This is a genomic window from Flavobacterium sp. (assembly GCF_036782315.1).
Classification (GTDB): domain Bacteria; phylum Bacteroidota; class Bacteroidia; order Flavobacteriales; family Flavobacteriaceae; genus Flavobacterium.
Genome location: NZ_DAIPZK010000009.1, coordinates 104686 through 128316, shown reverse-complemented (window position 1 = coordinate 128316; position 23631 = coordinate 104686). Strand labels below are relative to the sequence as shown.

General features: G+C 34.2%; 24 protein-coding genes. 13 read left to right on the top strand and 11 right to left on the bottom strand.

Annotation, left to right across the window (positions count from 1 at the left end; genetic code table 11):
- Positions 1 to 209: 209 nt before the first annotated feature.
- Complete coding sequence (locus tag V7P59_RS09300; RefSeq protein ID WP_333809893.1) at positions 210 to 2186, top strand: alpha-ketoacid dehydrogenase subunit alpha/beta; 1977 nt, start codon at positions 210 to 212, stop codon at positions 2184 to 2186.
- A 47-nt stretch (positions 2187 to 2233) separates the two neighbouring features.
- Here V7P59_RS09300 and V7P59_RS09295 read toward each other — a convergent pair whose 3' ends face one another.
- Complete coding sequence (locus tag V7P59_RS09295; protein WP_333809892.1) at positions 2234 to 3157, bottom strand: LysR family transcriptional regulator; 924 nt, start codon at positions 3155 to 3157, stop codon at positions 2234 to 2236.
- 84 nt (positions 3158 to 3241) lie between these two features.
- On the opposite strand from V7P59_RS09295, the gene V7P59_RS09290 reads away from it, so the two are divergent.
- From V7P59_RS09290 to V7P59_RS09255, 8 genes are all read left to right on the top strand, one after another.
- Positions 3242 to 4672, top strand: a complete 1431-nt coding sequence (locus tag V7P59_RS09290) for an NADP-dependent isocitrate dehydrogenase (RefSeq protein WP_333809891.1) — start codon at positions 3242 to 3244, stop codon at positions 4670 to 4672.
- Between the two features lie 11 nt (positions 4673 to 4683).
- Entirely contained in the window at positions 4684 to 4881 is a 198-nt protein-coding gene (locus V7P59_RS09285) for a hypothetical protein (protein ID WP_333809890.1), read from the top strand.
- The gene (locus V7P59_RS09280) at positions 4859 to 5137 is read left to right on the top strand and encodes a hypothetical protein (RefSeq protein ID WP_333809889.1); all 279 of its coding nucleotides are present in this window, start codon (positions 4859 to 4861) and stop codon (positions 5135 to 5137) included. Before V7P59_RS09285 ends, V7P59_RS09280 begins: the two co-directional genes overlap by 23 nt.
- A complete protein-coding gene (locus V7P59_RS09275; protein ID WP_333809888.1) occupies positions 5127 to 5981 on the top strand; it encodes a DUF6671 family protein in 855 nt (284 codons plus the stop codon). The genes V7P59_RS09280 and V7P59_RS09275 overlap by 11 nt, the downstream gene beginning before the upstream one ends.
- A gap of 3 nt (positions 5982 to 5984) precedes the next feature.
- On the top strand, positions 5985 to 6956 hold the full coding sequence (locus V7P59_RS09270; protein ID WP_333809887.1) for an L-threonylcarbamoyladenylate synthase: 972 nt from the start codon (positions 5985 to 5987) through the stop codon (positions 6954 to 6956).
- Positions 6957 to 6965: 9 nt separating this feature from the next.
- Positions 6966 to 7928 (top strand): sodium-dependent bicarbonate transport family permease, encoded by a 963-nt coding sequence (locus V7P59_RS09265; protein ID WP_333809886.1) that lies wholly within the window; start codon positions 6966 to 6968, stop codon positions 7926 to 7928.
- A gap of 114 nt (positions 7929 to 8042) precedes the next feature.
- Complete coding sequence (locus V7P59_RS09260; RefSeq protein WP_333809885.1) at positions 8043 to 8732, top strand: Bax inhibitor-1/YccA family protein; 690 nt, start codon at positions 8043 to 8045, stop codon at positions 8730 to 8732.
- Between the two features lie 75 nt (positions 8733 to 8807).
- Entirely contained in the window at positions 8808 to 9425 is a 618-nt protein-coding gene (locus V7P59_RS09255; RefSeq protein ID WP_333809884.1) for a matrixin family metalloprotease, read from the top strand.
- 3 nt (positions 9426 to 9428) lie between these two features.
- Here the strand turns inward: V7P59_RS09255 and V7P59_RS09250 are convergent, their stop codons facing one another.
- The 10 genes from V7P59_RS09250 to V7P59_RS09205 all read right to left on the bottom strand — a co-directional run bounded on the left by V7P59_RS09250 (position 9429) and on the right by V7P59_RS09205 (position 19405).
- A complete protein-coding gene (locus V7P59_RS09250) occupies positions 9429 to 9911 on the bottom strand; it encodes a HEPN domain-containing protein (RefSeq protein ID WP_333809883.1) in 483 nt (160 codons plus the stop codon).
- A 15-nt stretch (positions 9912 to 9926) separates the two neighbouring features.
- Complete coding sequence (locus tag V7P59_RS09245; RefSeq protein WP_333809882.1) at positions 9927 to 10673, bottom strand: maleate cis-trans isomerase family protein; 747 nt, start codon at positions 10671 to 10673, stop codon at positions 9927 to 9929.
- Positions 10674 to 10742: 69 nt separating this feature from the next.
- Positions 10743 to 11651, bottom strand: a complete 909-nt coding sequence (locus V7P59_RS09240; RefSeq protein WP_333809881.1) for a fumarylacetoacetate hydrolase family protein — start codon at positions 11649 to 11651, stop codon at positions 10743 to 10745.
- A gap of 54 nt (positions 11652 to 11705) precedes the next feature.
- Positions 11706 to 12815 (bottom strand): cupin domain-containing protein, encoded by a 1110-nt coding sequence (locus V7P59_RS09235; protein ID WP_333809880.1) that lies wholly within the window; start codon positions 12813 to 12815, stop codon positions 11706 to 11708.
- A gap of 49 nt (positions 12816 to 12864) precedes the next feature.
- Positions 12865 to 13845 (bottom strand): carbon-nitrogen hydrolase family protein, encoded by a 981-nt coding sequence (locus V7P59_RS09230; protein WP_333809879.1) that lies wholly within the window; start codon positions 13843 to 13845, stop codon positions 12865 to 12867.
- Between the two features lie 78 nt (positions 13846 to 13923).
- Entirely contained in the window at positions 13924 to 14343 is a 420-nt protein-coding gene (locus V7P59_RS09225) for an acyl-CoA thioesterase (protein WP_333809878.1), read from the bottom strand.
- A gap of 38 nt (positions 14344 to 14381) precedes the next feature.
- Complete coding sequence (locus V7P59_RS09220) at positions 14382 to 15971, bottom strand: AMP-binding protein (RefSeq protein ID WP_333809877.1); 1590 nt, start codon at positions 15969 to 15971, stop codon at positions 14382 to 14384.
- Between the two features lie 9 nt (positions 15972 to 15980).
- On the bottom strand, positions 15981 to 18281 hold the full coding sequence (locus V7P59_RS09215; RefSeq protein ID WP_333809876.1) for an oxidoreductase: 2301 nt from the start codon (positions 18279 to 18281) through the stop codon (positions 15981 to 15983).
- A 61-nt stretch (positions 18282 to 18342) separates the two neighbouring features.
- Positions 18343 to 18798, bottom strand: a complete 456-nt coding sequence (locus V7P59_RS09210; RefSeq protein ID WP_333809874.1) for an SRPBCC domain-containing protein — start codon at positions 18796 to 18798, stop codon at positions 18343 to 18345.
- 1 nt (position 18799) lies between these two features.
- Positions 18800 to 19405 carry a flavin reductase family protein gene (locus V7P59_RS09205; protein ID WP_333809872.1) on the bottom strand — a complete coding sequence of 202 codons (606 nt, stop codon included), beginning with the start codon at positions 19403 to 19405 and terminating at the stop codon, positions 18800 to 18802.
- A gap of 232 nt (positions 19406 to 19637) precedes the next feature.
- Between V7P59_RS09205 and V7P59_RS09200 the strand changes: the two genes are divergently transcribed.
- The 4 genes from V7P59_RS09200 to V7P59_RS09185 all read left to right on the top strand — a co-directional run bounded on the left by V7P59_RS09200 (position 19638) and on the right by V7P59_RS09185 (position 23584).
- The gene (locus V7P59_RS09200; protein ID WP_026725866.1) at positions 19638 to 20057 is read left to right on the top strand and encodes an IS1/IS1595 family N-terminal zinc-binding domain-containing protein; all 420 of its coding nucleotides are present in this window, start codon (positions 19638 to 19640) and stop codon (positions 20055 to 20057) included.
- Between the two features lie 96 nt (positions 20058 to 20153).
- Positions 20154 to 21530 carry a porin gene (locus V7P59_RS09195; RefSeq protein ID WP_333809871.1) on the top strand — a complete coding sequence of 459 codons (1377 nt, stop codon included), beginning with the start codon at positions 20154 to 20156 and terminating at the stop codon, positions 21528 to 21530.
- A gap of 21 nt (positions 21531 to 21551) precedes the next feature.
- Positions 21552 to 21812, top strand: coding sequence for a DUF4212 domain-containing protein (locus V7P59_RS09190; RefSeq protein WP_333809870.1), 261 nt, complete (start codon positions 21552 to 21554; stop codon positions 21810 to 21812).
- A 23-nt stretch (positions 21813 to 21835) separates the two neighbouring features.
- The gene (locus tag V7P59_RS09185) at positions 21836 to 23584 is read left to right on the top strand and encodes a sodium:solute symporter family protein (protein ID WP_333809869.1); all 1749 of its coding nucleotides are present in this window, start codon (positions 21836 to 21838) and stop codon (positions 23582 to 23584) included.
- The last annotated feature ends 47 nt before the right edge of the window (positions 23585 to 23631 follow it).

Here is a 23631-nt window from a genome sequence, read left to right as displayed (position 1 = left end):
GTGATGGGTGATGGATGATGGATGATGGGTGATGGGTGATGGGTGATGGATGATGGGGTGATATGGTGATGAGGAGATTGGGAGGTGGGTTTTAATTTGAACTTGACGTTGTTCTTGACCTTGAAATTTGATTCATCTTTTTTTATAACAATTCGCTTTCAAAATGTTATTTTTATTACTTTTGAGCAAAATTTAATTGTTCCATTATCATGAACTTTGAAAGAAAAGATTTATCGAATTCGCAACTACTTGATTTATACAAGAAAATCTTAAAACCACGCTTAATTGAAGAGAAAATGTTGATTCTAATCCGTCAAGGAAAAGTATCGAAATGGTTCTCAGGAATTGGACAAGAAGCTATTTCTGTTGGAATAACTTCAGTTTTGGATAAAGATGAATATATTTTACCTATGCACCGTAATTTAGGTGTTTTTACTACTCGTGATATTCCGTTGCACCGTTTGTTTTCACAATGGCAAGGTAAGAAAAACGGATTCACTAAAGGACGTGATAGAAGTTTCCACTTTGGAACACAAGAATATAAAATTATTGGAATGATTTCGCATTTGGGTCCACAATTAGGAATTGCAGACGGAATCGCTTTAGCCAATAAATTAAGAAAGAACGGAAAAGTAACTGCTGTATTTACAGGTGAAGGCGCAACTTCAGAAGGTGATTTTCACGAAGCATTGAATATTGCTGCTGTTTGGGAATTACCGGTTTTGTTCGTTATTGAAAATAACGGTTACGGATTATCAACTCCAACCAATGAGCAATACCGTTGTGAAAACTTAGCTGATAAAGGGGTTGGTTATGGAATGGAAAGCCATGTTGTAGATGGTAACAATTTATTAGAAGTGTATCATTTAATTAAGGAATTGAAAACTTCTATGGTTGAAAATCCGCGCCCCGTTTTATTGGAGTTCAAAACATTTAGAATGCGTGGACATGAAGAGGCGAGTGGTACGAAATATGTTCCGCAAGAGTTGATGGACATGTGGGCGGTAAAAGATCCAGTTGAAAATTATAGAAATTACCTAAAAGCTACAGCGGTTTTATCAGAGGAAGAAGATGAAGCGATTCGTGCTGAAATTAAGAAAGAAATCGATACGGATTGGGCAAAAGTTCAAGAAGAGCCACCTATTGTTGCCTCTTTAGAAGAAGAATTGGGTGATGTTTATGCACCTTACGAATTTGAAGAGTTTAATCCATCTTCAGAAGTAGAAAACATTCGTGTGATTGATGCAATTTCAAATGGTTTACGTCAGTCGATGGAACGCCATGAGAATTTAGTTATCATGGGACAAGATATCGCCGAATATGGAGGTGCTTTCAAAATTACGGATGGATTTGTAGCGCAATTTGGAAAAGAAAGAGTTAGAAATACACCAATCTGTGAAAGTGCTGTCGTTTCAGCAGCTAACGGATTATCAATAAACGGATTCAAAGCGGTAATGGAAATGCAATTTGCGGATTTCGTTTCAACCGGATTTAATCCAATCGTAAACTTATTAGCAAAGCAACATTACAGATGGCAAGAAAAGTCGGATGTTGTGGTGCGTATGCCTTGCGGTGGCGGAACTCAAGCCGGACCTTTCCACTCACAAACAAATGAAGCTTGGTTTACCAAAACGCCAGGATTAAAAGTAGTGTATCCAGCGTTTCCTTACGATGCAAAAGGATTATTGAATACGGCAATTAACGATCCAAATCCTGTATTGTTCTTTGAACATAAATTATTATATCGTTCGGTTTATCAAGATGTTCCAAAAGATTACTATACGTTACCTTTCGGAAAAGCGTCATTGATTAAAGAAGGAACTGATGTTACGATTATTTCGTTTGGAGCAGGCGTTCATTGGGCACTAGAAACTTTGGCAAAAAATCCAGAAATTAAAGCAGATTTATTGGATTTAAGAACGTTACAACCAATGGATTGGGATGCGATTTACGCTTCGGTTAAGAAAACGAATAAAGTAATCATTTTACAAGAAGATACTTTGTTTGGTGGTGTAGCAAGTGATATTTCAGCCATGATTATGGAAAACTGTTTTGAATACTTAGACGCTCCGGTAAGAAGAGTTGGAAGTTTAGAATCAGCTATTCCTTTCATGAAAACATTAGAAGATCAATATTTACCTAAAGGTAGATTTGAAAAGGAATTAAAAGAGCTATTGGCTTATTAATTCATTATATTATAAATTATTTAAAAGACACTTTCGGGTGTCTTTTTTTACATCGTTTCATACCAACTAAATTTTGAATGAATAATGGCTTCTTTTTCCTTTTTTAAATAATCCAAATAGGCTAGGGCAGCTGGGTTATGATTTTTGCCTTTTACCCAAATCAAACTCCAATCGGTTTTGATAGGTAATCCTTTTAAAGGAATAATTTGTAAGTCTTTGTTTTGTATTTCTTTACGAATCCCAATTAAAGGCATAATTGAATATCCTAAACCTGCTAAAATAGCTTGTTTTACTGCTTCATTTGAAGTTAATTCCATTCTTTTGCTAATCTTCAAATCTTGTTGTACAATAAAACGTTCCATGATTTGACGTGTTCCTGAACCATTTTCTCTAAACAACAAAGGACGATTTTCTAGAATATCTTCAATTTTCTTCTTCTTGGTAAAATCTTCTTCCATATTCCCAACTAAAAACAACTTATTTTGCATTAAATCGATTTTTTCTACTTTCATTTTTTCTGGAAGAATCGAAACTAATGCGAAATCAACTTCATTATTTTGCAAACTTTTTACCACTTTATTTTTATTGGTCACATCCATCTCTAATTCAACACCAGGATGCATTTTAAGAAAATCCGCTAAGAAGTAAGGCATTACATATTTTCCCGTTGAAACCACAGAAATCTTTATCTTCCCAAAAAGTTGTCCTTTATAGGCTAATGTTTTATAATCAATTGTGCTAACTTGTTGCAATATCTGTTCAGCGGCTTCGGCAATTTCTTTACCAAAATCGGTTACATAAATCTTTCTTCCAACCACTTCGGTTAAAGGAATTTCAAATTGATCTTGAAAGTTTTTTAATTGAATTGACACCGCAGGTTGGGTTAGATGCAACTCTTCTGAAGCCTTAGTAACACTCTGATTTTGTACTACTTTAAGAAATATTCGTAACTGGTTTAATGTATAATTCATAAAAATATTTTATATAATGTATAGCAAATATAAATAAAAATATATGAAATAAAGTACAGAGATTTGCATAAAAATAATCAAAACATGAAAAAAGTAACGATTGCTAAAGGAGATGGAATTGGTCCAGAAATCATGGAAGCAGTTCTAAAGATTATTAAAAAATCGAATACTCCAATTGACTTTGAAGAAATTGAAATCGGAGAAAAAGTGTATTTGGCTGGTAATACTTCAGGTATTTCAGATACATCGTGGGATATTATAAGAAAAAACAAAGTGCTATTAAAAGCACCTATTACAACTCCTCAAGGCGGTGGATACAAAAGCTTAAATGTTACCATGCGAAAAGCTTTAGGTTTATTTGCTAATATCCGTCCTTGTGTATCGTTACATCCTTTTGTAGCTACTAACTTCCCTAAATTGGATGTGGTAATTGTTCGAGAAAATGAAGAAGATTTATACGCAGGAATTGAGCACCAACAAACCGATGAAGTAGTACAATGTTTAAAATTGATTAGTCGCCCAGGTTGCGAAAAAATCATTCGTTATGCCTTTGAATATGCACAAAACTACGGTCGTAAAAAAGTGACATGTTTTAGTAAAGACAATATTATGAAGCAAACAGATGGTTTATTCCATCAAGTTTTCAAAGAAATTGCAATGGAATACCCGAATATTGAAGCAAATCACATGATTATTGATATCGGAACGGCTTATTTAGCAGATCACCCAGAGAAATTTGATGTGATTGTAACGTCGAATTTGTATGGTGACATTATTTCGGATGTAGCGGCACAAATTGCAGGTTCAGTAGGATTAGCGGGTTCTGTAAATATTGGGAATGAATGTTCGATGTTTGAAGCGATTCATGGTTCAGCTCCAGATATTGCGGGACAAAACATTGCCAATCCATCAGGATTATTACAAGCAGCTATTGCTATGTTATATCACTTGGGGTATGCCACAGAAGCTACTCGAATCCAAAATGCTTGGTTGAAAACATTAGAAGATGGAATACATACAGCAGATATTTACAATGATGTAGTGAGTAAGCAATTGGTAGGAACTTCTGAATTTGCTGATGCTGTAATTGCTAATTTCGATAAAATCCCAAGTATTTTAAAAGCAGTAACACCTCCAAAAAATTCAGTGATTCATTTACCAGAATACAAAAGAAAAGAAGCGTCTCAAAAAGATTTATTGGGTGTAGATTTATTTGTGCATTGGAATGGAGTAGATGCCAATATTTTAGCTGAAAAACTAAAAGTTTTGACAACTGAAACCATGGATTTGGTTATGATTTCTAACCGAGGTGTGAAAGTTTGGCCAAACGGATTTTCGGAAACGTTTTGTACCGACCATTGGAGATGTCGCTTTCAGTCTAACCAACCACTTGAAAATAAGGTTGTCGTTACGCTTTTAGGCAAAGCCATTGATTTAGGAATTGATGTTATAAAAACTGAGAATCTGTATCAATTCAATGGTGTTAAAGCATACTCAATGGGACAAGGGCAATAAATTTAAACACTATGAAAAAAATAACAATTCAACTCGCTTTGATTTTGTGTGTTATTGTAGAATCGGTGCTGATTTTTAGAATGATGGCTTCATCTGATATTATCTGTCAAGAACTGTATGCTGGTTTAGCCATTTTGGTTTTACTAACCATAATTCGTTTAATAAATAATTTAACAAACATCACTTATGGAAACCCTGAAGAAAATTAATTTGATTAACGGCGAATTTGATTCGTTTGAGGCACGAGAAATCTTATTAGATATGTGCAACAAAAATATCAATTTTAATAAGGTTCAAAATTTTAGCTCTCAAATTCGTTTTGGCGAAGATGACGAAAAAGCTTTACATCGAATTGCACAACTTAAAGAAAGTGTAAGTAATATCACGGAAATTTTAGAAGAAGCTAAAGTTCAAAATAAAAAACTAAGAATAAAATCGTTCATTGAAATTGAGTATGAAGACTAGTCCTGATTTTTTTTCTGGTCGTCGTTTACTTGTTGTAACTAAACATCATAAGGAGGAAGTTATATCACCTTTATTTGAAAGAGAGTTAGGAGTAAAATGTCATTTGTCAAAAAAGTTTGATACAGATACTCTTGGTACTTTTTCGGGAGAAATTACTAGAAAAGATGATGCGTTAACGACACTCAGAAAAAAATGTTTGGAAGGGATGCAATCCGAAGATTTTGATTTGGCTATTGCAACTGAAGGCTCGTTTGGAAATCATCCAACAGTGTTTTTTGCTCCAGCAAATGATGAGTTTATCATGTTATTGGATAAAAAAAATAATTTGGAAATTATTGAAAGAGTATTGAGTTTGGAGACTAATTACGATAGTTCAGTACTACATACAAAAGAAGATTTAAAAGCATTTTTAGATAAAGTTCAATTTCCTTCGCATGCTGTCATTATAAAAAATGCAGAAAAAGATTGGACCCGAATTGAAAAGGGAATTTGTGATTTTGAAACTATCGAAAAAATATTTCACGAATTAAATGCAACTGGTCAACCATGTTTCATAGAAACGGATATGCGAGCTATGTACAATCCAACTCGAATGAAAATTATAAAGGAGGTTAGTTTAAAGTTAATTAACAAATTGCACTCGGTTTGTCCCGAATGCTTGTACCCCGGCTTTGGCGTGATTGGTGCTGAAGCCGGTTTGTTATGTAGCAGTTGTGGTATGCCTACACGATCAACGTCAGCACACAACTATCAATGCCAACATTGTATGTATCAGTCAAAAGTGTTGTACCCAAACGGAAAAAAATTTGAAGATCCGATGTATTGCGATTTTTGTAACCCATAAAAAATGATAAGTAAAGACATTAATTTAGCAGTTCAGCATCTAAACCATAATGGTATCATAGGTTTACCTACTGAAACTGTTTATGGATTGGCTGGAAATGCATTTGAAACCGAAGCTATTCATAAAATATTTGAAGTAAAAAAACGTCCTACTTTTAATCCCTTGATTGTTCATATTAAAGGGATTGAAGATTTAGATAAAGTAGCTACAGAAATCCCACCAATAGCTTATGAATTGGCAAATGCTTTTTGGCCGGGACCATTAACATTCATATTAAAAAAGCAAACTCATATTCCCGATTTGGTAACTGCAAATCAAGATACAGTTGCTGTTCGTGTACCTAATCATCCAATTGCTTTATCACTTTTAAATCAGTTAGATTTTCCTTTGGTAGCTCCAAGTGCGAATCCTTTTACAAGTATAAGTCCTACTAGAGCTGAACATGTAGAAAATTATTTTGGAAATCAAATCGGTATGGTGTTAGATGGTGGCGAATGTGAAGCGGGAATTGAATCAACTATTGTAGGATTTGAAAATGATAGAGTAGTAGTGTACCGTTTAGGAGCATTAGCGCTGGAAGAAATTGAAAAAGTTTCTGGAAGTGTTACATTATTAAATAAAGAAGATAAAAAACCAATCGCGCCAGGAATGTTACTAAAACATTACGCTCCAAAAACTGATTTTATCCTAACGCGAAATGTTCATGAAAAGTTAGAATGGTATTCGGGAAAGAAAATTGGATTGCTTCTCTTTAATTCTTATTTGCCTCAAATCGAGAAAAAATATCAAATCATTCTATCAGAGGAAAGCGATTTAAAACTAGCGGCCTCCAAGTTGTATAATGCCATGCATCAATTAGACAAAATGAATTTGGATATAATTATTGCGGAACGATTACCTGAATATGGTTTAGGAATCTCTATCAACGATAGATTAGAACGCGCTTCAAAAAAGGACACACAATTAACATCATAACTACACAAAATGGATTTAAATTTATTATTAGAAAACTTAACTAACCCAGCCTTACTTTATTTTATCTTAGGAATTATTGCAGTATATTTAAAAAGCGATTTGGAAATTCCTAATAATTCATCAAAATTCATTTCCTTATACTTACTATTTGCCATAGGATTCAAAGGAGGTCAAGAATTATCACATGAAACGATTAATAGTGAAATTATTTGGTCTATGTTATTCGGAATTTCGATTGCTATAGTGATTCCGTTATATACCTTCTTTATTTTAAAACGCAAGTTAAATGTTTATGATGCTGGAGCTATTGCTGCGGCTTATGGGTCGATAAGTGCGGTTACTTTTGTAACAGCAGTATCCTATTTAGAATCGCATCAACTAACATTGCATGGTTATATGGTAGCCATAATGGCACTTATGGAATCACCTGCAATTATTGTAGGATTGGTATTAATTTCCATTTTTAATAAAGAGAAAACGCAAAAAATTAATAAAACTGAAATTCTTCGTCATTCTTTTACCAATGGAAGTGTGTTGTTGATTTTAGGAAGTTTGGTTATTGGATATTTAACCAGCGCCAAAGAAGCCCAAGGAATTCAACCTTTTACAAATGATTTATTCAAAGGGTTTTTAGCCATTTTCTTATTGGATATGGGAATCACAAGTGGAAAAAAATTAAAATCCTTCTTTGCCCATGGTTGGTTTCCGTTTGCTTTTGCCTTATTGATTCCTTTAGTGAACGGTTCTATATTTGCTTGGTTAAGTGGTTTTGTTACAGATGATGTTTCTAATCGCTTCATTTTTGCCATTCTTGCAGCAAGTGCTTCTTATATAGCAGTTCCGGCAGCTATGAAAATAACGGTTCCGAAAGCAAATCCAGGGTTATTTCTACCCATGGCATTAGCAATCACGTTCCCAGTTAATATTACGATAGGAATGCCGATTTACTTTTACATTGTGCAACATTTTTAAAATTCAATAGATTTGATTTTTAAATGTTTAATAAAAAATTGGTTTTTAAAATGTCTTTAAAGTTTTTTTATTCGATTGAAAATAGTAAATTCGATAAACTTTAAACGAAATTTTATGAACTCAGAAAACAATGTAGTGGTTTCTTATGCAACCGATGCAGATAGAGCTACTTTTTTTAAAAAGACGTATAGTCACGTAGCGTATGCTATTTTAGCTTTTATGTTAGTGGAAGCTATTTTATTGCGAATTGTTCCTATGGAATGGATTTTAATGATGATGGGTGGAAAATTTGTATGGTTATTTATTTTAGGATTATTTTGGTTAGGTTCTACTTTGTCAGACCGTTTGGTTTTCCATCCTGATAGAGATAAACAATATTTAGGTTTAGGTTTATATGTGTTATTAGAAGCTATTATCTTCTTACCAATGATTGCCTTTGCCGTGTTATACTCTGGTGGTGAAATGATTATGCAAGCTGCTATTATCACCTTATTCATGTTTTCAGGATTAACCGCAGTAGTTTTTATGACAAAAACTGATTTCTCATTCTTAAGAACAGCAATCACTATTGGTGGTTTTGTGGCTTTAGGAGTTATCGTTGTAGGAGCTATTTTCGGATTTAATTTAGGATTATGGTTTTCTGTTGGAATGGTGGTATTAGCTTCGGCAAGTATCTTATACCAAACCAGTCAAATTAAAGACCAGTTCAGTACGGATCAATACGTGGGAGCTTCATTGCAATTGTTCGCTTCTATTATGTTATTGTTCTGGTATATTTTAAGAATATTAATGAGTAGAAAATAATTGATTTTCAATTTATATGTAAAACCCTGAAATACTAAATTTCAGGGTTTTACGTTTTAAAGCAAATGATATTTTATGCGATTAGTTTTACTTGTATTTAGTTTATTTCTTTTTTCTTGCCAATCCAACGAAACCCAAAAGTTAACCGTTGGTATTCAACCTTATGGTATATTTCCAGAAGATAAAACCGATACCATCGCTAAAACAATTGCTGAATTCTATCAAATTAAAACAGTTATACTTCCAGCAAAAGAATTGTATAAAGAAGCTTTTACAGAAGTTAAGTCTCCTAGATATCGCGCAGATAAAATGATTAATCTACAGAAAAAGAATAAAGTAGATTCGTTAGATTTTGTTTTAGGATTAACCACTAAAGATATTTCGGTAACAAAGAAAGACAAGTGGGGAAAAATAAAAACCCCAACCTACAAATATGCTGATTGGGGAATTATGGGTTTGGCGTATTGCCCAGGAAATAGTTGCATTGTTTCTACTTTTCGCATTCAACACTCTAATCCAAAAACACATTTTACACGTTTTAAAAAAGTTGCGGTTCATGAATTTGGACATAATTTAGGATTACCCCATTGTCCTGATAAAACTTGTGTTATGACAGATGCTGTAGAAAGTGTAAAAACAATTGATAATGCTAAATTGGCGTTGTGTGAGAAATGTAAAGCGCAATTGAATTAGCCTTTAGGAAATACCTAAATTATTACATCTCCTTTTTAAGGCTTCTCTAATTTCTGGTAAATAAATAATTGGATAAGTTAGTTCTTTTTCAAATTTATATCTAACATCCACAAAAAGATTCTTATAATGTGGCAAAATTTCAATTAATTCATTTGTAAATTCTGAATTATAAATTGATTCTATTGATGATTTTAATTGAACTTTTTCTACGTCAATACTATTGTTGAAAAACTTAATTATTTCATCTTGAGATTCTTTAGATAGTAATTTAAAAAGTTCATCAAAATGATGAGTTCTTTTAATTTCGTTTTTTTCAAAAAGTAAAATTGCTTTTAAATAGAGTTCAACCGAAAGAGATTCATTCATAAACTCCCCAATTTTTGTTGAGTTATCCCAAAAATCATAATGATCATGTAAAATTTTAGCACATTTCTCAAATGCTAAAGCTTGTTTATAAATATCTTTCGGTTGAATTATTTTTGACATCTAAAAGATTAAATATTAATACTTCCCACTCAACAATTCACCACCAATAGCTGATTTGGCTTCGATTCCTAATTTTTTCATCATTTCGTACGTCGTGCAAACTGCTGCTGATGTTACTGGAATACCGCATTCTGCTTGAATTAAATCGATAGCTTCTAAAGAAGGCATTTGTACACAAGCGGAAGCTACTAAAACATCCACATCGGTTAAATCCAATTGTTTGTAGATTTCTAATAAATTCATCGGGTTTTGAGCTGCTACTTCTAAGTTATCAGGAATTTCCAATGCAATACTTTCTTTTACTTTTATACCTTGATGTTCGATATAATCTACCACTTTGTCTGTTAAAGGACGCATATAAGGCGTAATAATCGAAATTTGTTTGGCTCCTAAAACTTTCAAACCATTAATCAAAGCACCAGCCGAAGTAACAATTGGAGTAGGGAAGTCATTTGCCACCGTTTCTTGGTGTAAATTTACTTCTGATACGCAATGATAACCGCGACCCATACTCATTATAGCAACTAAGCAAGCATAACCCATTACGTCTACGTGAGCATCAGATAATTCTTGAGCACATTTTAAGCTCATTTTATCCATAGCTTCCAATTCTTCTTTGGTTACTTTTTTCATGCGCATTCTACTGCTGTGAAACGTAAAACGTTCTGGTAAAATGGTTTCACGCGAACGGAAGATTGCTGGTATTTCGGTTTCCATCGTTACGTTTGAGGATGGAACTATTTGGCCTATTCTGTATTTCATGTTTATTAGTTTACAGTCTCAGTCACAGTTAACAGTCTGAATACTGAAAACCGCGACTGTTTACTTTTATTATATTTCTTTAATCGTATTTACTATTGTACCAATTCCTTCAACTGTAGCTTCCACCACATCTCCATCATACATCCATTCTTGTGGATTGCGACCTGCGCCAACGCCTGCTGGAGTTCCGGTTGCGATGATGTCGCCTGCTTCTAATGTGAAAACGGTACTTAAATCTTCAATTAAATCGTTGATGTTAAACAGCATGAATTTGGTATTCGAATTTTGTTTTTCAACTCCATTAACTTTTAATGATAAATTCAAGTTGTGTGGATTTTCGATTTCGTCTTTTGTAACGATTACTGGTCCCATTGGTGCGAAAGTATCTTGACCTTTTGAAACAATCCATTGTCCTTCACGACGACAATCACGTGCTGAAATATCGTTAATAACTGTATAACCAAATACATAATCTAATGCTTCAGATTTTGGAACATATTTTCCTTTTTTTGAGATAATTACGGCTAATTCACATTCCCAATCTAATTGCGAAGTTAACTTCGTATTTTTAATAATTTCGGTATTTGTTGCCGTAACCGTTGTTGGTGGTTTTGAGAAAATAATTGGTTTGGTTGGAAGCTTTCCAGTTGTATCTAACGTACGAGCACTTTCAGCGACGTGTTCGGTATAATTCAAACCAATTCCGATGATGTTTTTTCTTGGTTTTTCGATGGGAGCTAAAATGGTTACTTCGTCCATTTCGTAGGCAATTTCTTCAAAGAAATTCTCAGGAGTCTCTGCAATCATTTCTGTGATTTCTGGAATAATTTCGAATCCCATATCAATTAATTCCAACATGTCATTAGGTAACGGAAAATTGGAAACATCCCCAAAATCCTGCATGTCGATTACTTGATTGTTATGAATGAAGCCTAAACGTGGCTCGGTGTTTTGTGTTTTGTAAGTAAGTAATTTCATTTTTTTTTATTTTAAAAGGCTTAAACGTTGAGACAAGGCAATGCCTTGTCTGTACTATATCAATTGATGTCCATTGTTTTCTGTGTATTCTCTTTCTTGGAATAAACCTAATCCTTCAATTACTGGTAAATCATTGAAATTGAATAAGCAAGCATCTTCAGTTTCGGATAAGTTGTGGTGTTCGTGCCAAGCCCAACTCGGAACACAGAAAATGTCTCTTTCTTTCCAGTCAAAACGTTTTCCGTTGATGATGGTGTAGCCTTTTCCTTTGGCGCATTGGTAAACGAATGAGCCTGTGTGTTTGTGCGCTTTTCCTTTGAATCCTGCTGGTAATAATTGCATCGCTGCTCCCATAGTTTGCATCACGTGTCCACCAGTTAACGGATTAGAATATTGCATAAAAATCCCATCAAACGGATTGACTTCATTCACTTTTTGCGCTTCCAATAACGCTGGATACACATTTTTCCAAGAATATTTGAATAGCGGAGAATAAGGTTTGTCCCAAGTTTTATCAGCTGGAATTAATCCTGCGCCACCATATGTCATTGGAGAAAAATTCAGCGGAGCAGTTAATAGTTGTTTTCCATCATAAACCGCGTAATCATTGGCTTCTAAAGCATTTACCAAAGGAATATCCAAGCCGTCTTGCCAAATGCAGGTTTTTCCGCCTTCTTCAACACCGTGTTCGTGCCATGTAGAATTAGGAGTAATGACAAAATCATTAACTTCCAACATGATTTTATTGCCATCTACAACGGTATATCCTTTTTCGCCTTCCATAATAAAACGTAGGGCAGAAGCACGATGACGATGCGCCGAAGTACTTTCTCCAGGACGTGTAACTTGAATTCCAGTATACAACCAACCCACAGCTGCAGATACATCTTTACGTTTGTCGTTTACCAAATAAACAACACGTCTTCCAGCTTGTTCAGGTGTTACTAGTTCGGATGATTTTAGCACTAAATCACGTAAATCGTCATATTTCCATAACATAGGAACAGAAGAAGAACGTGGCTCCCAAGGTTCTATGTCATTGGCCACTGTCCATAAAGCGCCAGCGCCTAGGGTTTCTAATTCTTTATAATATGCCTTAAGTTCATCAGAGTCTTGAACGCGAGCTCTTCCGTAAACGTCGTCTGAATAGTTATTTTCTTCCATAATCTTATGTTTTAAATTGATGACTTCGAGAATCTCAGACACCAATTATTTATCTCTTATTAAATTCTTCGTGATTATCAATAAACGTAATTTTTCTTGTAGGTGCAGTGTTTACACGCAAATCGAAAATATCAAATCTATTGTAATGTCCCAAAATATCGTGCATTTGTTTTGGTTGGATGCATTTTGCCAAATCAATTTCGGCATATACCATACCTTCTTCATCGATTAGTGGTTGCCCAATAACAGCGCCATTTGGACCTATAAATCCAGAGAAAGCGGAACTTTTTCTGTCTAATAATTCATCTACATTAGGAACATCGGCACGTAAAGCATCTTTAATTTCTTGCGAAACGGTCGAACACGAAACAATCGTAAACAATTTTCCTTCAAATGAATGCGCAGCGGCACGAATTTTAATTGCTTCAGCCATATCATAATCGGGTGGTGCTACTGGTAATGAAATATAATTGGCAATATGAATCAATTCGCCTTGAGAAAGTAGCGTAAAACGGGCTAACGTATTTGTATTTTCGCCACAAGCTAAGGTTCCAATAGGACCAATTTCTGTATTGTAGACTTTTAAAGAAGAACCATCACCAGAAGACCAAGTTAGTTTTTCAGCCCATGTTGGGACTAACTTTCTATGTTTTCCAATGATTACGCCTTTGTTATCAATGATTAAATTGGTATTGTAAATTTCTCCATAGCTTTTGCCTCGCTCGTTGATTCCCATCACAATATGAATGTCATTGTCTTTGGCAGTTAAGCAAAGTTTTTTGATTTCAGGACCTGCTACGTCAACCGAATTTTTATACAATTCTTCATACCATTTACTGCCTTGAACCGGTGTCATAATCCAATTCCAATAGGGATATCCAGCAATAAAAACCTCTGGAAAAGCGATTAATTTGGCTCCGTTATTGCTAGCTTCTTTAATGAAAGAAATGGCTTTATCTACTGTTTTCTCTACATTTAGAAATACAGGTGAAGTTTGAACGGTTGCGGCTTTGAATTTTTTGAATTCCATTTGTGAATTGTTTTTTTGGAACACAGATTGTAGAAATTTTTAAAATTTACATAATTTATTGAATCTGTGTTCCTAGTTTTATAATTCGTATTGTTTTATTTTTTGTTTCATTTCTTCTGTGAAAGGTTCTGTTTTGATGCCGTTTCTTTCTGGATTGAACGCTACGTTTACTAAAGTAACTTCACCTTCTAAAACCGTATTTTCTAATTCATTTACAAACTGAAATCCACAAAGTATGGATGAGTTTTTTAATTCCTTTACCCAAAGCTTTTTGGTTAGAATTTCACCTAAACGAGCAGCATTCTTAAATTGAATTTTTAAATCAACCGTTGGAATCCCATTGGTTTCGTGCATTTTTGAAAAAGGACGATCTAAGGCTTCTTCAAACCAATCTTCTACTAAACAGTTTAGCATTTCTAAAAATCGGGGATAGAAGACAATTCCAGCATAATCGACATGTTGGAAACGTACTTTTTCTTGTTTTATGAATTCACTCATTATATATGTCTTGATACTTAATACTAAAATCTTTAAACTTATTTTAACTTAAATCGTTGTATTTTCCCAGTCTCCGTTTTCGGCAAATATTCCACGAAATTAATGACTCTTGGATATTTGTAAGGAGCTGCTACTTCTTTAAACCAGTGTTGAATACGATTCTTCATTGCATCTGATGCTTTAGATGAATCATGTAACACAATATGCGCACAAACTAGCATACCTCGTTCTTCATCAGGTAAACCTACTACGGCACATTCCAAAATATCTTCGTGCGTTAAAAGTACGGATTCTACTTCAATTGCCGCAATATTATAGCCGGAAGAAATAATCATATCATCGCCACGAGCCACAAAATGAAAATAGCCTTCTTCATCTTGACGGAAAATATCGCCTGTGATGTTCCAACCGTTTTCTACGTATTCTCTTTGTTTTTCTTCTCGGTTTAGGTATTTACAACCTGTAATTCCTCGAACCGCTAATCTTCCAGCTTCGTTTCTTGGTAATTCGTTGCCTTGTTTGTCTATGATTTTAGCTTCGTAACCTGTAATCGCTTTTCCTGTAGCGCCAGGTTTCATGTTTTCTTCGTTGGATGAAATAAAAATATGCAACATTTCGGTAGCGCCAATGCCGTCTATGATTTTTAAACCTGTAGCATCGTACCAATCTTGCCAAACTTTCAAAGGCAAGGTTTCCCCAGCAGAAACACATTTTCTCAAACTTGAAATATCGTAATCCTGAACTTTTGTAGTGATGATACGCCAAGCGGTTGGTGCAGTAAAACAAATTGTAATTTTAAAATCTTGAATCGCTTTCAATAACAAATCTGGACTCGGTTTTTCGATTAAAAATGTTGAAGCTCCGAAATACATTGGAAACAACACCAATCCACCTAAACCAAAGGTAAATCCTAATGGTGGACTTCCTGTGAAAATGTCATTTGGTGTGGGTTGGAGCGAATATTGTGGAAACGCTTCGCAAATATTCAAAATATCTCTGTGATAATGTGCTGTCATTTTGGGTAAGCCCGTTGTTCCAGAAGTAAATCCAATTAAAGCAACCGAATCGGATTTTGAATGATAATTGTCGAACGTTTTCGGTTTAGAAGCCATTAATTCTTCCAATTGTGAATTGCCATAAAAACACGTTTGTTTTAGGAAATCAGACTTAACCAATTGCATTTCTTCTTCTAATTCCTTGTCACAGAATACATGCGAGATTTCGGCACAATCGATAATCGTAGTCAATTCTTTGGAACGAAGCAATGGCATGGTCGCTACTACAATTCCGCCCGCTTTTAAAATAGCGAACCAACACGCAACCATCATCGGATTATTAGCCGAACGAATTAAAACACGATTACCTGATTTCAATCCTAAATCATCTACCAAAACATGTGCAATTTGATTCGCTTTTTCAAATAGATCATTGTATGTCCAAGTTTCTTCAAACGTACGAATGCAAATACTATTTCCACGTCCTTCACGAATATGGCTATCCAATAGTTTATCAACGCAATTCAGTATTTCAGGTTGTTGGAATTGAGGTAAATCCAAAAAGGTATATTCTGGTTGTAATTCCAGAGCTGGTAAGCTATTGTGAGCGAAATTATCTTCGTAATGTTTCATAATTCCTAATTACTTCTTATTACTTTTCGGTTTTAATGCTTTTTTCATACTTTCCATTTGTTTTCTTTCCGAAGCTTTAAGCGGATACAAATGTGAAACGCCCATTTTATATGGATTTGGAATGTCATTCGCTTGAAATTGTTCGTAAGCTTGTGCGTTTCTCACGAAATTAGCATCCAACAATAATGGTCTTCCTAGTGCAACTAAATCAGCTCTTCCGTTTAAAAGAATCGTATTGATTTGGTCGATATCTTGAATATATCCAGCGGTTATGGTTGGAATATGAACGGTATTTCGAACAGCATCTGAAAAAGGCGTTTGCCACATTCTTCCCGTTAATGGTTTTTGACCTGCGACTGTATTTCCTGTTGAAACATTAATGATATCTGCTCCAGCATTTTTAAAAGCAGTTGCAATAGTAATTACTTCTTGTTCTGAAATTCCGTTTTCTGTCCAATCGGTAGCTGAAATTCGCACTGAAATTGGTTTATCCGTTGGGAATACTTCGCGAATAGCTTTGAATACTTCTAATGGATATTTTAAACGATTTTCGATACTTCCCCCAAATTCATCAGTACGAATATTAGTTAATGGTGATAAGAATGAAGCCAATAAAAAGCCATGATGTGCTTGTAATTCAATCATATCAAATCCAGCTTCGTCTGCGTTTTTTGTCGCTTGAACGAATTGTGCTTTGATTTCCGCCATATCTTCCAAAGTCATTTCTTTTGGAGTCGCAAAATTTTCATTGAATGGAATAGGAGAAGCGGAAATTAAATTCCAAGGTGTTTCCATTGGTCCGTTACCTTCCCAAGGTTTTTTAGTAGCACCTTTTCTTCCTGAATGTCCTAATTGAATTCCTATTTTAGTAGAAGTATTATCATGGATGAAATCGGTAATTTTTTTCCATTGGTTCAATTGTTCGAAATTGTAAATTCCTGCACAACCTTCTGTGATTCTTCCTGTTTCGGAAATAGCGGTCATTTCGGTGATAATTAATCCTACGCCACCAGTAGCACGACTTCCGTAATGCACTAAATGCCAGTCGGAAACTAAGCCATCAGTTGCGGAATATTGTCCCATAGGTGCCATTACGATGCGATTTGGGAGTTCTAATGCTCTAATTTTAAATGGTGTAAATGCAGCCGAAACAATCTCGACTTCGCTCGATTTGACAAGATTCTCGTTAAATTCTTTCAAAACTTTATCTGTAAACGAACTATCTCTCAAACGTAAATTTTCATACGTTACTTTTTTCGAACGGGTCATACATCCAAATGCAAATTGTTGGAAAGGATGTTGCATATGACGATCCATATTTTCGAACCAATCTAAAGAAACTACTGCGGCATACTGAATCATTTCTACCGTATTTCTTCGGGTTTTATCGTATTGTTCGAAAGCGGCTTGCACGTTATTTGGATTTGCAATTACAGCATCTGATAATCCGATGGCGCAATCCATAGCTAATTTGGTTCCTGAACCAATAGAGTAGTGGGCTGTTGCTTTGGCATCTCCTAATAAAACAATATTGTTATGATACCAATTTTGATTTGTTACATGTGGAAATTGACGCCAATGTGATTTGTTGGAAATTAATGGATGTCCGTCTAATTCTTCTTTGAAGATTTCCGCGATTTTTGCCATCGTATCTTCTTCGTTAGTCACTTCAAAACCGTGTTTTTGCCAGGTTTCATCTGAACATTCAAAAATCCATGTACTCATACCTTCTTCATATTGATAGGTGTGAGCCACAATGGTTCCATGCGGGGTGCTTCTAAAGAAATAAGTAAAAGCATCTAATGGTTTTGTAGAACCCAACCAAACAAAACGGTTTTTCTTTAATTCGATTTTAGTTCCGAATTCTTTTTGGTATTGGGTACGAATAGCACTTGCAATTCCATCAGAAGCTAAAATTATATCTGAATCTGAAAATTGCGATAAATCATCAACATTCTGTTCGAAATGTAGATTTACGCCTTCTTCAATACAACGTTGTTGTAATAATTGTAACAATGTTTTTCTAGAACAACCGCAAAAGCCATTACCAGCAATACTTACTTCTTCACCATCACGAGCGATGATAATATCATCCCAATACGCGAATTTGCTACGAATTAATTCATACGACTGCATGTCGCGTTTTAAAAATTCTCCTAGCGTTTCATCTGAAAATACGACACCAAAACCAAAACTATCATCGGGTTTGTTGCGTTCGTAAATATCAATTTGGCAATGAGGCATTGCTTTTTTGGTTAATATCGAAAAGTAAAGTCCGCCTGGACCACCACCTATAACTGTTATTTTCATTTTTTGCTCGCAAAGACGCAAAGACGCAAAGATGCATTCTTTACTATGTTAATTGTTTTAATTATTGTTTCATGAAATCAAAAGCACCTTTACGCAAATTGATTCCATATTCTAAATAGGCTTTTAAACATGCAAGAAAATTAGACCAACCGAAGGAATTTCCAGAAAGCCATTTTAAACCTGCTTCGTTATTTTCCATGCTTTTCTCTGTAATTGTGACTAGAGTTGAATTGTTTTCTTTTTCTGAAAGGGTAATTTCTACCAACAATTCAAATCCATCATTATCCCAGTAAAAAGAAACGTACTTGTTATTTTCTACTTTTCCTACTTTAACTGGGCATTCAATATCAAATTCGGGAAATTTCCAAATGAGATTTTTTCCTTCTTCTATTGTTCCTGTGCTAGTTGCAATGAAATAATTGGTCATTTTTTCTGGATTTACTATAGCATCAAAAACTTCATGAATGGGTTTCTGAATTTGCATAGCACAATTTATTTCTAATCTATCAGAATTCATTTTAGCCTCTTTTTATGGAGAAAATTTCTCCCAATTTACTGTAGTTTGAACCTGCTAAACGTGCCACAGGTTTGTATTTATCTAAGTTAATTCTATGATTTTCCATTAGAATAGAATCATCAATGTGCATCGTAATGATTTTGCCAATGATAATACAAGCACCACCATTTTGATGATTTTCTATAAAATAATGATGTACCATTTCACATTCAAAATGCACTAAACTCTCTTTGACACGTTTTGGTTTGACAAAAACAGCATCAATAGGAGTAACGCCAGCCAATTTGAATTCATCAACATCAGAAGCAACACTTTGCGAAGTGGTATTCATTTGTTCGACAACTTCTTCTGTGACTAAATTGACAACAAATTGTTTGTTATCTAATATATTATTTAAGGTGTCTTTGTTTTTATTTCCAGTTCTCACGGTGGAAAACATCACATGTGGTGGATCTTCGCTTACTACGTTAAAAAATGAAAAAGGAGCAAGGTTGTTAATTCCATGAGCATCAACTGTAGAAACCCAGCCAATAGGTCTTGGAATAACAGTACCTGTTAATAGCTTATATAAAGCTGAAGATTCTGTGTTTTTTATATCGAATTGCATGGTTTTGTGTTGTTTCTACAAATTAAATAAAATAACTATACTTTTTCACAACAAAAATGCATTTTTTTTCAATCTATCAAAATTAAAAATGTAGTGATTTTATGCTAAAATTATACTATTCACAATTTTAAATCTTAAAATTTGAAAGAAATAAAAAAATGAATTGAAATTTTTATCATATTATTTTTTGTATATTTTGCAAAATTAGTATATTTATGCAAAAATTATATATATGGAGATTTTATCCTGTCCAAAGTGCCAAAGCGACAATATTGTAAAAAGTGGAATAATTAAAGACAGACAGCGTTATTTATGTAAATCGTGTAATTATTATTTCACTGTCAATAAATTAGGAAAAAAGATTGATGATTATTATGTAACGAAAGCTTTACAGTTGTATTTAGAAGGCTTAAGTTTTAGAGAAATCGAGCGTATTATTGGGGTTTCTCATGTTTCTATTAGTAATTGGGTAAAAGAATTTAAAATTAAGAAACCGCCTCATCCTAATTATCATCCTACTTATAAGATTTTTAAGCATAATGAGTTGGTAGAATTCCTTCAAAACAAAGACCAATTGTCAGGAGCAGGAATGATTATAACAGAACTTGGGGATAAATTTATGCTTATAAAATGGGAGCGTTTTAAGGACTAACTATACTTTTTAACAAAAATATATATTGTAATTTTTTCCGTTAACATAATTTTAGAATTTGGTCATGCAGAAATGCCAACTAACCAAATTATAATTATGAAAAAATTACTAACTATTTCAGGATTGCTTTTATCTCTGCTAGTATCCGCTCAGGGTTCACCTGATTATGGTGGAGGTTTAAAATTCAACTTAAATCCAGAAGGAAGCAAATACATGCGTTTTATTGCGTGGAATCAAGTTTGGCTTCGTTCAACTGATTTGAATCCAGGTTCTATGATAGGTGACGAATCGGTTTCTACTCATGAAGATGCAGGTTTACGTCGTTTACGATTGTTAGCTTATGCACAAATTTCTCCTCGTTATATGATTTTGACTCATATGGGGATTAACAATCAAACTTTTATCAATGGTGGAGCTTCAGGTTCTTCAGGAACCGGTGGATATGGAGCTGGAAAAAAACCAGGAATTTTTTTCCACGATGCATGGAACGAATATGCTGTAGTGCTTCCACAAGAATCAAAACCTTTTAGTTTATCTGTTGGAGCAGGATTACATTATTACATGGGATTATCTCGTATGACAATGTCTTCTACTTTAAACTACTTAACAGTTGATGCTCCAATTTTCAATTGGCCGTTAATTGAAAATTCAGATCAGTTTGCAAGACAAATAGGAATTTTCGCAAAAGGAAAGTATAACAAATTCGAATATCGTTTCAGTATCAACAAACCTTTTGCTACAAATCAAACACCAACAAACGTTACTGATGCGAGCATTGCTAAAGCAGTTGATAATAACAACTCTACACAATGGTCAAAAGCAGGTTATGTAGAATATCAATTCTTTGATAAGGAGGCTAACTTTTTACCTTACAAAGTAGGTACTTACTTAGGAACTAAAAAAATGTTCAACATTGGAGCTGGTTTTTATAATGCGCCAAAAGGAACACAAACTTCCGTAAATGGTGTAATTAAAGAACATCCAATTAATTTATTTGCTGGTGATGTTTTCTTAGATATGCCAATTGGAGCAAAAGAGAAAAAAATGGCAATCACGGCTTACAGTGTCTTCTATAATTATGATTTCGGACCTAATTATTTAAGAAATCTTGGAATTATGAATGAAAGTATTGCAGATCCATCTTTCTCTGGTTCTCCAGCTCTTGCAGGTGTAGGAAATTTACAACCTATGATTGGAACAGGAAATATTTGGTATACACAAGCAGGCGTTTTATTACCAACAAAAAGCGAAAAACCAAAAGTAAGAATTCAACCTTTTGGAGCGTATACCTACAAAAACTTTGACGCTTTAGAGAAAGCAAGTAACCAATTTGATCTGGGAGCTAACTTTTTCTTAGATGGACATCATGCTAAAATTACTACTCAATATTCAACTCGACCTGTTTATACGGCTGTTGATAAAATTGATACGTATAAAGGTGAATTCATCATACAATTACAAATCTATTTATAACAAACTATAAAACTATTCATTATGAGTGATCAAAAACACGCTACGGCATATTGGAAGGAAAATTTAAAATACCTTCTGATTTTATTAAGCATCTGGTTTCTAAGTTCGTATGGAGCTGGAATTCTATTTGTAGACCAATTAAACACCATTAAATTAGGCGGATTTCCATTAGGATTTTGGTTTGCGCAACAAGGATCAATGTATGTTTTCGTAATCTTAATTTTTGTCTATGTTCGTTTAATGAACAAATTAGATAAAAAATATGGTTTTGATAACGATTAATTTAACTTTAAAATATTAAAATCATGGATGTAAAAATTTGGACCTATATTATCGTAGGAATTACGTTTGCTATATATATTGGAATTGCAATTTGGAGTAGAGCTGGTTCTACTAAAGAATTTTATGTTGCTGGTGGAGGTGTTTCTCCTTTAGCAAATGGTATGGCAACTGCTGCCGATTGGATGTCTGCCGCATCATTTATTTCAATGGCAGGAATTATTTCATTTGCAGGTTACGATGGAGCCGTTTATTTGATGGGTTGGACTGGAGGTTATGTACTTTTAGCATTACTCTTAGCGCCTTATTTAAGAAAGTTTGGAAAATTCACGGTGCCTGATTTTATTGGTGATCGTTATTACTCAAAAACTGCACGTTCTGTAGCTGTTTTCTGTGCTCTAATTGTATCTTTTACTTATGTAGCAGGTCAAATGCGTGGAGTAGGAGTTGTATTTTCTAGATTTTTAGAAGTTGAAATTAATACGGGTGTAATCATAGGTATGATAATCGTTCTTTTCTACGCTGTTTTGGGTGGAATGAAAGGAATTACCTACACACAAGTAGCACAATATTGTGTTTTGATTTTCGCTTTCATGGTTCCAGCAATTTTCATTTCAATCCAAATGACAGGAAATCCAATTCCACAATTAGGAATGGGAAGTACGGTAGCTGGAGAAGATGTTTATTTATTAGATAAATTAAATGGTTTATCAAAAGAATTAGGTTTTACTGAATATACAGATGGTTCTAAGTCAATGTTAGATGTATTTGCAATTACATTAGCTTTAATGGTGGGAACAGCTGGATTACCTCACGTAATTGTTCGTTTCTTCACAGTTAAAAATGTTAAAGACGCACGTAAATCTGCTGGATTAGCATTAGTTTTTATTGCTATTCTTTACACAACTGCTCCTGCAATTGCTGTTTTTGCAAGAACTAACTTAATCGAAACTGTAAGTAATAAAAACTATACAGAAATGCCTCAGTGGTTTAAAAACTGGGAAAAAACTGGTTTATTAATTTACAATGATAAAAATGCTGATGGAAAAATTCAATACGTTAAAGGCGATGCTTTTGTATTGAAAGATGGAAAACCTCAGAAAGATCAGCCAAACCCAGAAAGTGCAAATGAATTGTACATTGATAACGATATCATGGTATTAGCAAATCCAGAAATTGCTAAATTACCAAACTGGGTTATTGCATTAGTTGCAGCTGGAGCGTTAGCTGCTGCTTTATCAACTGCTGCTGGTTTATTATTAGTAATTTCGGCTGCTGTTTCTCACGATTTAATTAAGAAAATGGTAAATCCAAATATCTCTGAAAAAGGAGAATTATGGTCGGCTCGTATTTCTGCTGCTGTTGCGGTAGTAGTTGCTGGTTATTTCGGGATTAATCCACCAGGATTCGTTGCGGCTGTGGTTGCTTTAGCCTTCGGATTAGCTGCTGCCTCTTTCTTCCCAGCTATTATTTTAGGTATTTTCTATAAGCGAATGAATAAAGAAGGAGCTGTTGCAGGTATGATTGTAGGGATGTTGTTAATGTTATTCTATATGGCAAAATACAAATTAGGATGGATTGGTGATTTACCAGACAAATCAGAATGGTGGTTTGGAATTTCTCCTGAAGGATTTGGTACTGTTGCCATGGTAGCAAACTTCATTGTGGCTTTAGTAGTAAGTAAATTTACACCAGCGCCACCTCAAGAAGTACAAGATATTGTTGAAAATATCCGTATTCCTTCTGGAGCCGGTGAAGCAGGAGCTGCTCACTAATTTTTAGCTTTCGATATTATTTTACAACTCTGTTCTTGTTTTTCGAG

Coding starts and splice junctions, on each gene's coding strand:
- V7P59_RS09300 (WP_333809893.1), top strand. CDS start 210: ATGAACTTTGAAAGAAAAGATTTATCGAATTCGCAACTACTTGATTTA.
- V7P59_RS09295 (WP_333809892.1), bottom strand. CDS start 3,157: ATGAATTATACATTAAACCAGTTACGAATATTTCTTAAAGTAGTACAA.
- V7P59_RS09290 (WP_333809891.1), top strand. CDS start 3,242: ATGAAAAAAGTAACGATTGCTAAAGGAGATGGAATTGGTCCAGAAATC.
- V7P59_RS09285 (WP_333809890.1), top strand. CDS start 4,684: ATGAAAAAAATAACAATTCAACTCGCTTTGATTTTGTGTGTTATTGTA.
- V7P59_RS09280 (WP_333809889.1), top strand. CDS start 4,859: ATGGAAACCCTGAAGAAAATTAATTTGATTAACGGCGAATTTGATTCG.
- V7P59_RS09275 (WP_333809888.1), top strand. CDS start 5,127: ATGAAGACTAGTCCTGATTTTTTTTCTGGTCGTCGTTTACTTGTTGTA.
- V7P59_RS09270 (WP_333809887.1), top strand. CDS start 5,985: ATGATAAGTAAAGACATTAATTTAGCAGTTCAGCATCTAAACCATAAT.
- V7P59_RS09265 (WP_333809886.1), top strand. CDS start 6,966: ATGGATTTAAATTTATTATTAGAAAACTTAACTAACCCAGCCTTACTT.
- V7P59_RS09260 (WP_333809885.1), top strand. CDS start 8,043: ATGAACTCAGAAAACAATGTAGTGGTTTCTTATGCAACCGATGCAGAT.
- V7P59_RS09255 (WP_333809884.1), top strand. CDS start 8,808: ATGCGATTAGTTTTACTTGTATTTAGTTTATTTCTTTTTTCTTGCCAA.
- V7P59_RS09250 (WP_333809883.1), bottom strand. CDS start 9,911: ATGTCAAAAATAATTCAACCGAAAGATATTTATAAACAAGCTTTAGCA.
- V7P59_RS09245 (WP_333809882.1), bottom strand. CDS start 10,673: ATGAAATACAGAATAGGCCAAATAGTTCCATCCTCAAACGTAACGATG.
- V7P59_RS09240 (WP_333809881.1), bottom strand. CDS start 11,651: ATGAAATTACTTACTTACAAAACACAAAACACCGAGCCACGTTTAGGC.
- V7P59_RS09235 (WP_333809880.1), bottom strand. CDS start 12,815: ATGGAAGAAAATAACTATTCAGACGACGTTTACGGAAGAGCTCGCGTT.
- V7P59_RS09230 (WP_333809879.1), bottom strand. CDS start 13,845: ATGGAATTCAAAAAATTCAAAGCCGCAACCGTTCAAACTTCACCTGTA.
- V7P59_RS09225 (WP_333809878.1), bottom strand. CDS start 14,343: ATGAGTGAATTCATAAAACAAGAAAAAGTACGTTTCCAACATGTCGAT.
- V7P59_RS09220 (WP_333809877.1), bottom strand. CDS start 15,971: ATGAAACATTACGAAGATAATTTCGCTCACAATAGCTTACCAGCTCTG.
- V7P59_RS09215 (WP_333809876.1), bottom strand. CDS start 18,281: ATGAAAATAACAGTTATAGGTGGTGGTCCAGGCGGACTTTACTTTTCG.
- V7P59_RS09210 (WP_333809874.1), bottom strand. CDS start 18,798: ATGAATTCTGATAGATTAGAAATAAATTGTGCTATGCAAATTCAGAAA.
- V7P59_RS09205 (WP_333809872.1), bottom strand. CDS start 19,405: ATGCAATTCGATATAAAAAACACAGAATCTTCAGCTTTATATAAGCTA.
- V7P59_RS09200 (WP_026725866.1), top strand. CDS start 19,638: ATGGAGATTTTATCCTGTCCAAAGTGCCAAAGCGACAATATTGTAAAA.
- V7P59_RS09195 (WP_333809871.1), top strand. CDS start 20,154: ATGAAAAAATTACTAACTATTTCAGGATTGCTTTTATCTCTGCTAGTA.
- V7P59_RS09190 (WP_333809870.1), top strand. CDS start 21,552: ATGAGTGATCAAAAACACGCTACGGCATATTGGAAGGAAAATTTAAAA.
- V7P59_RS09185 (WP_333809869.1), top strand. CDS start 21,836: ATGGATGTAAAAATTTGGACCTATATTATCGTAGGAATTACGTTTGCT.